Origin of the sequence: Flavobacterium notoginsengisoli, assembly GCF_042686225.1 — a bacterium.
GTDB lineage: Bacteria > Bacteroidota > Bacteroidia > Flavobacteriales > Flavobacteriaceae > Flavobacterium > Flavobacterium notoginsengisoli.
The window spans coordinates 260,202-275,198 of record NZ_JBHUOT010000001.1 but is presented as its reverse complement, the minus strand read 5'-3'; the positions used below and the strand labels follow the sequence as shown (position 1 = coordinate 275,198).

Genomic DNA, 14,997 nt, shown 5'->3' with positions numbered 1-14,997 from the left:
CACACTTAAAAAATGCGTTATTTTGCGTTATTCAGAAGATTTTAAAAAAATATTAACAATAAAAATGCATTTGTATGCAATAAATAAATATATTTGCTCAACAACCATTAAAAAAACCAAGTAATCATGAAAAAACTATTTCTTATTTCATTGTTGGTTTTGTTCATTCAAGCAACTTTTGGGCAAACAAAAACAATCACTGGAACGGTAAAAAACAAAGCAGACGGATTCCCCATACCTGGTGTCAGCGTAATGATTCAGGGAACCTCTAATGGAACTACTACTGATTTTGACGGTAACTACAGTATCAGTATAGCGCCAGGACGAAGCCTTAGCTTCAGTTATATGGGTTTTGAAACCGTAGCTGTAAAAATTGAAGGGCAACAAAAAGTCAACATTGACCTTTCTCCAAGTACTTCAAAATTGGATGAAGTTGTTGTTGTAGGTTTTGCTTCTCAGAAAAAAGCAAATCTTACCGGAGCAGTTGCAAAGGTCGATGTTAAAAAGGCTTTAGGAAGCGTACCTATTACTGATATTACAAGAGGTCTACAGGGAACCACACCTGGTCTTAATATTACATTTAATTCAGGTAATATAAGCAAAGGATCAAGTGTTAATATCCGTGGAGCAGGAACTATTGTGAATGGACAAGCTTCAGGTTCGCCACTTATTTTAGTTGATGGTGTTCCAGGCGATTTATCAATGCTAAACGCAGAAGACGTAGAATCGATGTCTGTTCTTAAAGATGCCGCTTCCGCGTCTATTTATGGTGCTCGTGCTGCATTTGGAGTTGTATTAATTACTACCAAGAGTGGTAAAAATTCTAAAGGTAAAGTAAGATTCGCTTACAGCAACAACACAGGTTGGAGTAATCCAATTTCTTTAGTTCAATTTAACGACCCTACTGTAGAACTTCCGGTAATGATCGAAGCACAAGCCAGAGCTGGTAATGCGAACCCGGAATCTTTCGGTATGAACTACAAAACATTACTACCTGGTATCATTAACTGGAAGGAAAAATATGCTGCATCAAGAAACCCTAATGACAAAAACATGATCTTAGGACAAGATTTTGACATTATTGGCGGAAAAGAATATTTCTACAGAATTTGGAATCCGCATGATGAAATGTTAAAAAAGAATGCGGTGCAAACACTTCACAATTTATCTGCTCAAGGTTCTTTAAGTGAAAAAAGTTCATTTATTGTTTCATTAGGACTTGCTAATCAGGACGGTGTAATGAAAATCAATAACGAAACCAACCAAAGATTCAATCTTAACCTTGGTCTAACAACTGAGTTAGCAAGCTGGCTTACTGGAGATTTTAAAGTATTAGGGACTTTCCAGGAATATGACTCTCCTTTTAATTACTACAATAGTGGTCTTGATACTGCCGGTAACGGATATTTTGGCTACTATATGCGTTGGGGTTCTTATTTTCCTTATGGAACTTATAATGGTACTTATTTTAGACATGCGCCAGGTTATATGGCAAATGCCTCTCAAAATGAAAGCAAATCAAATGATATAAGGTTAAGCGGAAAACTTACTGCTCAAATTACAAAAGACTTTAATATAATTGGGGAATATAGTTTTAACACTAATTTTTCAAGTCTAAAAATGAACGGTGGGCAGGTGCCTCTTTGGGACTTTTGGACAAGTGCAGCTGACTTAGTTGCAGGAAAACCAACATCAATGGAAACTGCGAATGATTTTGTTGCACAAGCCAAATCATCTTTTACAAGAAATGTAGCTAATTTTTATGCAAACTACACTAAAACATTAGGCGAAAACCATAATTTCAAAGTGTTAGGAGGTTTGAACTCGGAATGGTATGATTTCGAGAGAACCTACGCTCGTAGAAATACACTTTTGGACAAAAACAAGCCAGAGTTTAATTTAGCTATTGGCGATCAATTTACTTCGCCTCTTGCTGCTAATGACATTTTAAATCCAGGCTTATCAAGATATGCCATTGCAGGATTTTTTGCACGTGTAAACTACGATTACAAAGGAAAATATTTAGTGGAAATAAACGGACGTTATGACGGTTCTTCAAAATTTCCTACTAATGAACAATGGGGATTCTTCCCTTCTGCTTCTGTTGGATATAGAATTTCTGAAGAAAGTTTTATGGAAGGAACAAGAAGCTGGTTAAATGATTTGAAAATCCGTGGATCTGTTGGTTCAATTGGAAATCAAAATATCGCTAACAATGCCTTTTTACCAGTTATGACTAACGTTACTACTAATCCTAACCCTTATTGGATAGGCAGCGGTACAACCGTTCCTCCTACTGTTAACCAGCCTACAAACGTTGACCCGAATTTAACTTGGGAAAAAGTAACTACTCAGGATATTGGTATTGATATTAGAATATTCAATATGCTAGGTTTAACTTTTGATTACTATCAACGTGATACTAAAGGAATGTTAGCTCCAGGGAAAACACTTCCAGGTTCATTTGGTCAGACTGCTGCCAATACAAACTCAGGAAATTTAAGAACAACTGGTTGGGAATTGGCGCTTAACTTTAATAAACAAATAAACAAAGACATAAATGTTTATGCAGATCTTACACTTTCAGATAATACTACAGAAGTAACAGAATGGAACAACTCTTCTAAACTTTTAGGATCTTTTTATGCAGGTCAAAAATTAGGCGAAATCTGGGGATTAGAAACAGACCGTTTAATTCAATCAACAGATCAAATTGATGCGACAGGATTAATAGTAAATGGTGTTGATTATAAAAATATAAGAACAGGTGCTTTTAGATACGGTCCTGGAGATGTAATGTATAAAGATTTAAACGGAGATGGAGTTATCTCAAGAGGAGATGGAACGGCTGCTAATCCTGGAGATTTAAAAGTGATAGGAAATTCAACTCCTCGTTACCAATACGGAGTTCGTTTAGGTGGTGCATTGTACGGATTTGATATTGATGCTTTCTTTCAAGGAGTTGGTAAACGTGAATACTGGACAACTTCTGACTTAGTTTTACCATTCTACAACAGAACAGATGCTATGTATGAAAGCATGAATGATTACTGGACAACTGAAAATACAGATGCTTATTTCCCTAATCCTTACCCTGGGCATTCTGGTAATGCTTTTGGAGCTTATGCTCCTGGATCAAACAATTTTGTGGCGCAATCACGTTATCTGTTAGATATGTCTTATTTACGTTTAAAATCGATGACTCTTGGATATACTTTTCCAAAAAGCCTTTCTCAAAAAGCTGGATTTGATAAAATCAGACCTTATGTTTCAGGTTTCAACTTAGCGACTTGGAAAAGCAGTAAATTACCTGTAGATCCTGAAATTAACGAAACTGAAGCAGTATGGGGAAGAACTTTCCCTTATTCTAAAACGTGGTCAGTAGGTATACAACTTGCATTTTAAAAAATGTATTAAAAAATTAAAATTTAATTAAGATGAAAAAATTAATAATAAATTCAAGAATAAAACTTTCAGTTGCCTTACTTACTTTTGCAAGTTTGACTGTTAGCTGTTCAGATTTTTTGGATACACCACCAGAAGATGTATTTACAGATGCAAACTTTTGGACTTCAGAAAATAACGTAAAAACGTTTTCTTGGTTAAACTATAATACGTTTAATGGATACGGAAATAATGCTGGTACTACCGCTGATTTTTACTTTCACGCTTCGTCTACAGGATTAATAGACGACAATTTAGCCATGAACGTTTTTACTAACTTTTTAACGGCTCCAAATGCAACTAATGCAAACTGGAACGAATATTACACTTTGGTTCGCCGTTGTAATCTTATGTTAGAAAGAGTGCCAAATGTACCTATGGATCAAACAAAGAAAAATCACTACATAGGTGTTGCAAAGTTTTTTAGAGCTCATACATATTTTCGTTTAGCACAGCAGTTTGGCGATGTGCCGTATACAGATAAGTATCTAGCGCAAAGTGATCCTAATGTTTACAAACCGGCGTTATCGAGAGCTGAAGTAATAGACAATGTTATCAAAGATTTGGAAGAAGCCATTCCAATGTTATTAAACGTTGATGATAGCAATGTTACTGTAAATAAATATACCACTTATGCATTATTAAGCCGAGTATGTTTGAGCGAAGGTACTTACAGAAAATATAATTTAGGGCAGAACGGAAATGCTTATCTTCAAAAAGCAAAAGAAGCTTCTTTAGCGGTAATGAATAATAATTCTTTCAAACTAAATGCAGATTGGAAAGCACTTTACAACTCTGTTGAGTTAATGAATAATACTGAGGTAATTTTAACCAAAAGATACATTAAAGGTGTTTTAGGAAATTCAGTGCAAGCTTATACAAATACCTCTACAGTTCAAAACGGGTTGACAAAATTTGCTGCAGAAAGTTATGTAACTACAAATGGACTTCCTATCAAGCAAGCTGGAAATGCTCAATTTTTAGGCGACAATACTATTGCTAATACTTTTGCCAACAGAGACCCAAGGTTTGCTAAAGCTTTCAGTACAGCAGATTATGCTTACTCTGATAAACCGTATAATGGTTTAACCTCTATCACAGGTTATGTATTTCAATTATATAATAACCCTGCTACAACAGGTACAGACGTTTCAACAATTGGGCAAAATCAAATTGACGCTCCAGTTTTTACATTAAGTGAAGTTTACTTAAATTATGCTGAAGCCTGTGCAGAATTAGGAACAATTACTAATGTTGATCTTGATTTATCACTAAACAAAGTTCGTACACGTGCAGGAATCGCTACTTTGACTACAGATGGTACAAATGCTACTGCAAGTGGAGTACAAATAAACGACCCGCAAAGAACAACTGCATTAGAACAAATTTCTGGAATTGTTAATCCAATTATATGGGAGATTCGTCGTGAACGCAGAATCGAATTTATGGCTTGGACGACAATGAGAAAAGAAGATCTTATGCGTTGGAAAAAAGGAGATTATCTGGACACTAATTCCAACCCAGATGTTGTTTTAGGAGCTAGAATACCTGCTTTAATTGGAACTAACTCTAAGACAAGAGTAAATTCAGACGGATATGTAATTCCTTATGCTGCAGGTGTGTCTAGACTGTTTGTTTCGCCAAAAAATTATCTAAGTGCGATCCCAACAAATGACATTAATCTATATGCTGCAGAAGGTGTTGAATTAAAACAAAACCCAGGCTGGTAATTCAAAACAATAAATAGATTATTTGTCCTTTATAATAAAAACTGCCTCTGGAACCAATCTAACCAGAGGCAGTATTTAAACACTCTTTTTCAATGTATAATCAATTGACAAAAGAGAGAAGTTAAAACCCTCAATCTGAAATTTCAGATCATCATTTCTCATCATCAATCAAAACAACAACCAATCAAATAATAGCTTAATTTTATTAGTCAATTTTTGCCTAACTATTAATTGTAATTAAAATGATAAAATTCATCTCAAAAAGTGTCTTTATTTTAAGTTCTCTGTTTATTACGTCTTTGTATTCTAATTCGTTCTCAACAGCTGTAAACTACGGCACATCAGAAATTAATCCTCCAGCAATAAAAACTGGAGCAGATAATTACGAGAAATATTTACCGCTTTTAAAAGACAAAAAAATAGGAATTGTAACTAATCAAACGGGGATTTTATCTAACAAAACCCATTTAGTTGATTTTTTACTGGAGAAAAAAATTGCCATTCAAACCATCTTCGCGCCAGAACACGGTTTTAGAGGAACTGCCGATGCAGGAGAACATGTTGTTGACGGAAAAGATCCAAAAACAGGATTATCCATCATTTCTCTTTACGGAGACAATAAAAAACCAAAACCTCAACAATTAAACGGGATCGATATTATGATTTTTGATCTCCAGGATGTTGGTGCTCGTTTTTACACCTATATTTCTTCTTTGCATTATGTAATGGAGGCTTGCGCCGAAAACAATGTCCCGCTTCTAATTTTGGACAGACCAAATCCGAATGGAAGTATTGTTGATGGCCCGCTTTTAGAAAAAGAATTTACCAGTTTTGTCGGCATGCACACTATTCCACTTCTTCACGGAATGACAATTGGAGAATATGCCCAAATGATTAATGGACAAAAATGGCTTAAAGATGGAGCTCAATGTAAACTAACTGTAATTCCATGTTCCAATTATAAACGTACAATGGAATACAGCTTATTAGTAAAACCCTCTCCAAATTTACCAAACGATCAGTCTATTAATCTATACGCCAGTTTATGCCTTTTTGAAGGAACTAATGTAAGCATGGGGCGTGGAACAGAAAAGCAATTTCAGATTTACGGTTCTCCTTATTTAACCAAAACCAATTTCAGCTTTACGCCGAAACCCAATTTTGGAGCCAAAGATCCTCTTTATAACGGAAAAGAATGTTTTGGCGAAGATTTAACTTCCTACCCAAGACTCAAACAATTAGAATTAAAATGGCTCTTAAAAGCCTATCAAAATACCAGCGACAAATCTAAATTTTTTAATGTCTTTTTTACCAAACTGGCCGGAACAAAAAAATTAAAACAGCAAATTGAATCGGGTGTTTCTGAAAAAGAAATTCGCGCAAGCTGGAAAAAAGATTTAGAAGCTTTTCAAATCATGAGAAAACCGTATTTACTTTACTAAATATAACTTTTCATTCCCCGCCAAAAACCCCAAAACTGACTATTTTTTAATAAAATAGAGATTTCCTATATAAATTATCGAAATGAAAGATCCCAAGAAAATCTGTCATTTCTCAACCAAAAAAAGAAAAAAAATGAAGAATAAAAATCCTGAAACCGAACAAGAATCTTTATACAAAGATTTAGATCAAATGACAGTGAAAGAGCTGTTGACCAACATCAATACAGAAGATCGAAAAGTACCAGAAATTATCGAAGGACAGATTCCTAAAATTGAAAAACTGGTTAAAGCAATCGTTAAGAAAATGCAATTGGGCGGTAGATTATTTTATATTGGAGCTGGAACTTCTGGGCGTATCGGAATTTTAGATGCTTCTGAATGCCCGCCAACTTTTGGTGTGCCACATGATATGATTATCGGAATTATTGCCGGCGGCGACACTGCGATTCGAAAAGCGGTTGAAAATGCAGAAGACGATACCGAACAAGCTTGGAAAGATTTAGCTAAATTTGAAATTTCAAGTCTGGATTTTATTATCGGAATTGCTGCTTCTGGAAATACGCCTTATGTTTTAGGTGCTTTGAAAAAAGCTAAAGAACACAATATTAAAACAGGAAGTATTTCTTGTATCAGCAATGGACTTATAGCACAAGAAGCTGACTTTCCAATTGAAGTAATCGTTGGGCCAGAATTCCTAACCGGAAGTACAAGAATGAAAGCAGGAACAGCTCAAAAACTGACTTTGAACATGATTTCGACTTCAGTAATGATTAAACTTGGAAAAGTAAAAGGCAACAAAATGGTCGACATGCAGTTGTCTAATGAAAAACTAGTAAAACGAGGCATCAAAATGATTATGGAAGAATTAGAAATTGAATATGATTTAGCCGAAGAATTACTGCAAAAACATAAAAGTGTACGCGCTGTTTTATTAGATCATAACAGCAAAAAATAACCTAAAAACTAAACCAAAACCAAAATGTCTTCTACTACAATTCTCATTTTTATCTTTGTTTATTTTGGCCTTTTACTCTTTATTTCAAATGTAATCAGTAAAAAAGGACAAGACAATGATTCTTTTTTCAAAGCAAATAAAAATTCCAAATGGTATCTAGTTGCGTTTGGTATGATTGGAACAGCACTTTCTGGCGTGACCTTTATTTCGGTTCCTGGAGAAGTCGGTTCGCCAAACGGAGAACAGTTCAAATATTTCCAATTTGTTTTAGGAAACGCAATTGGTTTTATCATTATTGCAAAAGTCCTGCTGCCACTCTATTACAGAATGAATCTGACTTCGATTTACAGCTACATCGAACAAAGAATGGGAATTAGAAGTTACAAAACGGCAGCTTCGATTTTCTTGGTCAGCAGAACCATTAGCTCTGCTTTTAGATTGTATTTGGTGGTTATTGTTTTACAGCGATACGTGTTCAACGATTTTCATATTCCATTTCCTGTAACGGTACTTTTAGCTTTGGCGCTTATCTTTTTATACACTTTTAGAAGCGGTCTAAAAACGATTATTATTACCGATACTTTACAGACGTTTTTTTTAGTTAGTTCCGTGTTTATAACCATTTATTTTGTTTGTGACAGTCTTAACCTGACTGTTCTTGAGTCGGTTTCAACCATTCAGAAAAGTAATTATTCTAAAATATTTTTCTTTGATGATTTCCTTACGAGCAAGTACCACTTTGTAAAGCAGATTTTAGGAGGAATGTTTGTTACTATTGCAATGGTTGGGCTCGATCAAGATTTAATGCAGAAAAATTTAAGCTGTAAAAACATCGGCGAAGCACAAAAAAACATGTTTACGTTTACAGGAATTTTTGTTTTAATCAATATTATTTTCTTGAGTTTAGGTGCTTTATTATACATCTACGCTGCAAAAAACAATGTTGAAATTCCATTAGATTTAGCGACAGGAAAACCAAGAACCGATTTACTTTTTCCAGAAATTGCTTTAAATCATTTGTCAATTGTTCCGGCTTTTGTTTTCCTTTTAGGAATTATCGCAGCGACTTTTGCAACAACCGACTCGGCTTTAACGGCTTTGACAACTTCATTTTGTGTCGATTTTCTTGGAATGGATAAATCTGAAAATCTGGATAATCACAAAAATGTAACAATAAGACATTGGGTGCATTTCGCTTTTTCAATATTGCTTTTTCTGGTAATTATTGTCTTAAATTCCTTTAATGACGCTTCTGTTGTGGCACTAATTTTCAGAGCAGCATCTTACACTTACGGCCCTTTATTAGGATTGTACGCTTTTGGATTATTGCAAAAATCAAGATTAGTAAACGACAGACTAATTCCGATTATCTGTCTTATTTCTCCAATATTCACGTATTTCTTAAGTGAAAATTCAGCACAATTATTCGGATACACTTTTGATAACGAATTAATTATCATCAACGGATTGTTTACTTATATCGGAATTTATTTCACCAGTAAACGCACAGAAGAAAAAATCTCTTTCTAAAAGCCAAAATAAAGCAATTCAGAATTTTATCTGAATGCAAAAAAATGATTTCATGAAAAATACTATTATAAAAATAGGTTTGCTTACTGCTGTTCTTTTTTTAATCATCAATTGCGGTGTTTCTAAAAAAAGTAAAACGACTGTTAATAAAACTGAACCTATTTCTACAGAAAATAAAGAAGTTTACGTACCAAAAAGCAAATCAGAAAAAAAACCTTTTGTTCCCGATTGTGATGCCGAAAATCGTTGGGCAGACAGTATTTACAGCCAAATGACGCTAGACGAAAAACTAGGTCAATTATTTTTTGCAAATGCTTATTCTAACAAAGATTCTGTACATGTTAATAAAGTAAAAGAACTGGTTTCAAAATACAAAATAGGCGGTATTATTTTCTTTCAGGGCGGGCCGGTTCGTCAAGCGAAATTAACCAACATCTATCAGTCAAAAGCCAAAGTGCCGCTGTTTATAGGACTTGATGCCGAATGGGGATTAAGCATGCGTTTAGATTCTACTTACGCTTATCCTTGGAACATGACTTTGGGCGCGATTCAGGATTTAAATCTTATTGAAAAAGTCGGAAAACAAATGGGAAGCGAATGCAAAAGAATGGGCATTCATTTCAACTTTGCTCCCGTTTTAGACATTAATACCAATCCGCTGAATCCCATTATCGGAAATCGTTCTTTTGGCGAAAGCAAAACCAATGTTGCCAATCGTGCTTCGGCAATTATGAAAGGTATTCAAAGCCAAGGTGTTTTATGTACAGGAAAACATTTTCCGGGTCACGGCGATACGGCAGTCGATTCGCATAAAGCACTTCCAACCGTTTCTTTTACGAAAGAACATTTGGATGAAGTGGAAATATATCCTTATAAACAGCTTTTTGACGAAGGTCTGGCTTCTGTCATGGTGGCGCATCTTAATATTCCGAGTTTAGAACCAAAAGAAAATGTTCCGTCTTCTGCTTCTTATAATGTTGTTACCGAACTTCTTCAGAAACAATTAGGTTTCGAAGGACTTATTTTTACAGATGGTTTAGGCATGAAAGGCGCCAGTAATTTTAAACCTATCGGCGATTTGGAATTGGCTGTTTTACAGGCAGGAAATGATATTTTCCTTTGTCCGGATGATGTTCCCGCCGCTTTAGAAAAATTAAAAGTCTTTTATGCAAATGGCCAGATTACCGAAGAACGTTTAGCTCATTCCGTTAAAAAAATTCTGCATTACAAATTCAAAGCAGGTTTAAATAAATACAAACCTGTTGATTTAAAAAATCTGCAAAAAGATTTAACCAGCCCAGATAAAGATGCGCTTCAATACAATTTGTTTGAAAATGCGGCTACCGTTTTAAAAAATAGAAAAGACATTCTTCCAATTAAAAATCTGAATCAGAAAATTGCTTACGTAAAACTGGGAGAAGATGTCAACAGTGCTTTTGTTTCAACCTTAAAAAAATATACTGAAATAACAGAAGTTTCAAATACCAACATTGATTCTTTAAACAAACAATTAAAGAAATACGATTTAGTTATTGTGAGTTATCACAAAGTGAATAAAGCTTGGGAAAAACAAGATTTCTCTTCAAATGAATTGTTTTTTCTAAATAAAATTGCCGAAAATAATAAAGTAATTCTAGACGTTTTTGCAAAACCGTATTCGCTTCTTTCTATCAAAAATTTTGATGCTATTGAAGGATTGATGGTTTCGTACCAAAACTCAACGATTTCTCAGATTGTTTCTGCCGAAATTTTATTTGGAGCAAAAAGTGCCAAAGGAAAATTACCCGTTTCAATCAACGATAATTTTAAAGTAAATGATGGAATCGATACCGAAAAAATCGATCGTTTAGGTTTTGAAACACCAGAAAATGTCGGAATGAATTCGGCAATTCTTGACAAAATAGACGCGATTGCCAAAAAAGCAATTGACGGAAAAATGGCTCCTGGAATGCAGGTTTTAGTCGCAAGAAAAGGCAGTGTCGTTTTTCAGAAATCTTACGGATATCAAACTTATGACAAAAAAGTAAAAGTTTCGAATACTGATTTATACGACGTTGCTTCGATTTCAAAAATGATTTCCACGCTTCCAAACGTAATGCAGTTATACGATAAAAATAAAGTTGAGTTAGACACCAAATTAGGAACCATGCTTCCAATGTTTGCTAAATCAAACAAAAAAGATATTTCGTTTAAAGATCTTTTAAATCATTATGCGGGATTAATTGCGTGGAGTCCGTTTTACAAATCGACATTAGATGCCAAGGGGTTTCCTTCTGATAAATATTATCGAAAAGTTGCAGAAAACAATTTCACAACTAAAGTAGCCGACAGTCTTTACATTAGAAATGATTATCATGACACGATCATGAAATTTATTGCCGACTCCCCTATTTCTCTTAAAAAAGAATACAAATACAGCGATTTTACTTTTATTATTTTAAAAGATTATCTGGAAAGAGCCACACATGAAAAATTGGAAGATTTAAGTCAGAAGAACTTTTTCAATTCGTTGGGAATGAATTATACAACCTATAATCCATTGTTGAAATTTGACAAAAATGTAATTGCTCCAACCGAAATTGATAATTATTTCAGACATCAATTGATACAAGGTTATGTACACGATATGGCAGCAGCGATGGAAGGCGGCGTTGCCGGACACGCAGGAATTTTCTCCAATGCGATGGATGTTGCCAAAATGATGCAGCTTTTTCTTCAAAAAGGAAGTTATGGCGGTGAACGTTATTTTTCTGAAGCTACATTTGATACTTTTAATACTTGCTTTTATTGTGATCAGGGCGTAGAAAGAGGTTTAGGTTTCGACAAAAGATTAGGAAAAGACGGGCCGACTTGTCAATGTGCTTCGAAATCAAGTTTTGGTCATACTGGTTTTACAGGAAATATGGCCTGGGTTGATCCTGAAAACGAAACTGTTTATGTGTTTTTATCCAACAGAACGTATCCCGAAGTTGGCGAAGAAGGCAATAAATTAGCGAAAGAAAAAATTCGTGAAGATATTCAGAAGATAATTTATGAATCTATAATAAAATAACTTTGCCTATTATTTTTTAAACACATAGAGACATAGATTTTATTAGCTTATAAAAGTCGTTTCACTTAGAATAAAGCACATAGCTCCTTAAAATTAAGTTTCTTTTTTTACCATTAAGACATTAAGAAAATTAAGCTAAACTTTATGAACTTAATCCTAAATGATAAAAAGAAAATTAAGACTTAGCTTTATTAACTTAATGCCTTAATGGTAAATAATATAAAACCTATGTTTCTATGTGTTTAATAAAATTAATCGCTTCCAACTAATTAACTTTAGCTGCATTTTAAACAAACTTTCATGAACAAAAATATTGAAGCACTTTATCAAATTGCTCAAAAAGAAACGAAACGTATTATTGGACTGATGTCGGGGACTTCTCTTGACGGATTGGATATTGCCTTATGCGAAATTTCAGGATCTGGTGTAAATACCAATGTAAAGCTGGCTCAGTTTGAAACGATTAGTTACTCTGAAGAAATCAAAACAGAAATTCGTAAAGTCTTTGCTCAAAAAAATATCGATTTTCAGCATTTGGCTTTGCTCAACGAATGGATTGGCTTGCTTCATACGGAAATGGTAAATGCAACCTTAGAAAAATGGAATATTCCAGCTTCAGCAATTGATTTAATCGCTTCTCATGGACAAACGGTTTTGCATGCACCAAAATTTTTGCATCAGCAGGAGAAATTTCCAAATGCTACTTTGCAAATTGGAGACGGCGATCATATTGCAGTAAAAACGGGAATTATCACCTTATCTGATTTTAGACAAAAACACGTTGCTGCGGGTGGCGAAGGTGCTCCGTTAGCGGTTTATGGCGATTATTTTTTATTTGGAAAAGAAGGCGAAAACAGAATTATGTTGAATATTGGCGGAATTGCCAATTTTACTTATCTGCCATCAGACATAAAAAATGAAGATACTTTTGTAACCGATACCGGAACAGGAAATACCTTAATTGATCTTTTTGTGAAGAAATATTTCCTAGACAAAAGCTACGATAAAGATGCTGAAATAGCCAAACAAGGAAATGTAAATCAGATTTTATTAGACAATTTGAAAGACAATGCATTTTTCAAAAAAGGTTTCCCAAAAACGATCGGGCAGGAATTATTTAATGCTGAATATGTAGAATTAGCACTTTCAAAAAGTAATCTTACCGATATTTTAGCTCCCGATTTATTGGCGACTTTAACACGTTTTACAGCCGAAACTATTGCAGAAGCGATTCAATTTGCTGTTAAAAACTCTTCTTATAAAATTGAAGACTTTAAAATATATCTTTCCGGCGGCGGAGCCAATAATCCATTAATCGTACAATGGTTAAAAGAATTACTGCCTTGCTCTTTCTTCAAAAGCGATGATTTAGGAATTAACAGTGATGCCAAAGAAGCGATTCTATTTGCTGTTTTAGCCAATGAAACTGTTGCGGGAGGAGATTTTAAATTTAATTCTGTAAAAATTCCATCAGTAACTATGGGGAAAATTTCATTTCCTGATTAATTTTTAAAACCAGCCACAAACAATAAACCACAAACAATAAACTATTAATAACCAAAACCATGACAAAAGAACGTTTAACCTCACTGGATGTTTTTAGAGGATTTACTATTTTTCTAATGACGATAGTGAACAATCCCGGAAGCTGGTCTTCTATTTATCCGCCATTAGAACATGCAGAATGGCATGGCTGTACTCCAACCGATTTAGTTTTTCCTTTTTTCGTTTTTATCATGGGAACAGCAATCCCTTTTGCCATGCCGGTTAAACATCTTGATGGTGCTGTTTTTAATAAAATTTTAGTTCGATCACTGCGTATTTTTTGTTTAGGATTTTCTTTAGCTTTTTTCGGCAGAATACATTTATTTGGTTTGGAAGGCTTTCCTCTTTTAGCAGTAAGACTCGTTATTTTCTTCGGAATCGCTTATGCGCTTTTGGGAGATTTCAGCTTAAAAGTCAAAACCTATCTTGTTTTCGGAATCTTAGCTGTATTACTATTTTTAGCCTACAGCGGTTTAGAACACTTTGAAGACACTAGAATTCCAGGAGTTTTACAGCGAATTGGTATTGTTTATTTCTTTACTTCTCTCTTATATTTAAAAACCAATTTAAAAACACAGATTATAACCGCAGTTTCAATTCTGGTTGGATATTATTTGTTCATGGCTTTTGTCCCTGTTCCCGGAATTGGAGAAGCCAACTTTGAAAAAGGCACCAATCTTGCGGCCTGGCTTGATAATTTACTTTTAAACGGACACCTTTGGAGCGTTTCTAAAACTTGGGATCCGGAAGGAATTTTAAGTACTTTACCAGCCATAGCAACTGGAATTACAGGAATGTTTATCGGGCAAATTTTAAATTTATCTGTTTCTAAAATCGAAATTGTAAAAAAACTGGCAATCTCCGGAATCGTGTTATTGATTTCAGGATTAGTTTGGAATATTATTTTCCCAATTAACAAATCTCTTTGGACAAGTTCTTATGTTTTATATACAGGAGGAATTGCTACTTTATGTTTGACGTTTCTGTACTATGTTATCGATGTGGCGAATTATAAAAAGTGGGCCAAATTGTTTTTAATCTGGGGTGTAAATCCAATGATTGTCTTTTACTTTTCTGGAATAATTCCAAGAGTAATGAGTTCTATCAAGATGCAAAATCCGGAAATTGGAGGCGAAGAAATTGGTTTTCAAGCTTACCTATACCAATACGGAATTGTTCCTCATTTTGAAAATCCATTAAACGCATCTTTAGCTTATGCGCTGGCTTATGCCCTTTTCTGGTCAATTATCTTATGGATTTTGCATAAAAGAAAACTGATCTTCAAAGTTTAGTATTTCA

8 protein-coding genes are annotated in these 14,997 nt (G+C 34.4%); all 8 read left to right on the top strand.

The window, feature by feature from the left end; all coding sequences use genetic code 11:
* The first annotated feature begins 126 nt into the window (after positions 1–126).
* Positions 127–3,405, top strand: coding sequence for a SusC/RagA family TonB-linked outer membrane protein (locus ACFS3A_RS00970; protein ID WP_379823327.1), 3,279 nt, complete (start codon positions 127–129; stop codon positions 3,403–3,405).
* Between the two features lie 32 nt (positions 3,406–3,437).
* Positions 3,438–5,174, top strand: coding sequence for a RagB/SusD family nutrient uptake outer membrane protein (locus ACFS3A_RS00965; protein ID WP_379823325.1), 1,737 nt, complete (start codon positions 3,438–3,440; stop codon positions 5,172–5,174).
* Positions 5,175–5,416: 242 nt separating this feature from the next.
* Entirely contained in the window at positions 5,417–6,616 is a 1,200-nt protein-coding gene (locus ACFS3A_RS00960) for an exo-beta-N-acetylmuramidase NamZ family protein (protein WP_379823323.1), read from the top strand.
* Positions 6,617–6,749: 133 nt separating this feature from the next.
* Positions 6,750–7,571 (top strand): N-acetylmuramic acid 6-phosphate etherase, encoded by an 822-nt coding sequence (murQ, locus tag ACFS3A_RS00955; RefSeq protein ID WP_379823322.1) that lies wholly within the window; start codon positions 6,750–6,752, stop codon positions 7,569–7,571.
* Between the two features lie 24 nt (positions 7,572–7,595).
* Positions 7,596–9,101 carry a sodium:solute symporter gene (locus ACFS3A_RS00950; RefSeq protein WP_379823320.1) on the top strand — a complete coding sequence of 502 codons (1,506 nt, stop codon included), beginning with the start codon at positions 7,596–7,598 and terminating at the stop codon, positions 9,099–9,101.
* Positions 9,102–9,153: 52 nt separating this feature from the next.
* A complete protein-coding gene (locus ACFS3A_RS00945) occupies positions 9,154–12,153 on the top strand; it encodes a glycoside hydrolase family 3 N-terminal domain-containing protein (RefSeq protein ID WP_379823319.1) in 3,000 nt (999 codons plus the stop codon).
* Between the two features lie 300 nt (positions 12,154–12,453).
* Positions 12,454–13,659: an anhydro-N-acetylmuramic acid kinase gene (locus tag ACFS3A_RS00940; protein ID WP_379823317.1), complete on the top strand. Its 1,206-nt coding sequence runs from the start codon at positions 12,454–12,456 to the stop codon at positions 13,657–13,659.
* Between the two features lie 59 nt (positions 13,660–13,718).
* Positions 13,719–14,990, top strand: a complete 1,272-nt coding sequence (locus tag ACFS3A_RS00935; RefSeq protein ID WP_379823316.1) for an acyltransferase family protein — start codon at positions 13,719–13,721, stop codon at positions 14,988–14,990.
* Positions 14,991–14,997: the final 7 nt, after the last annotated feature.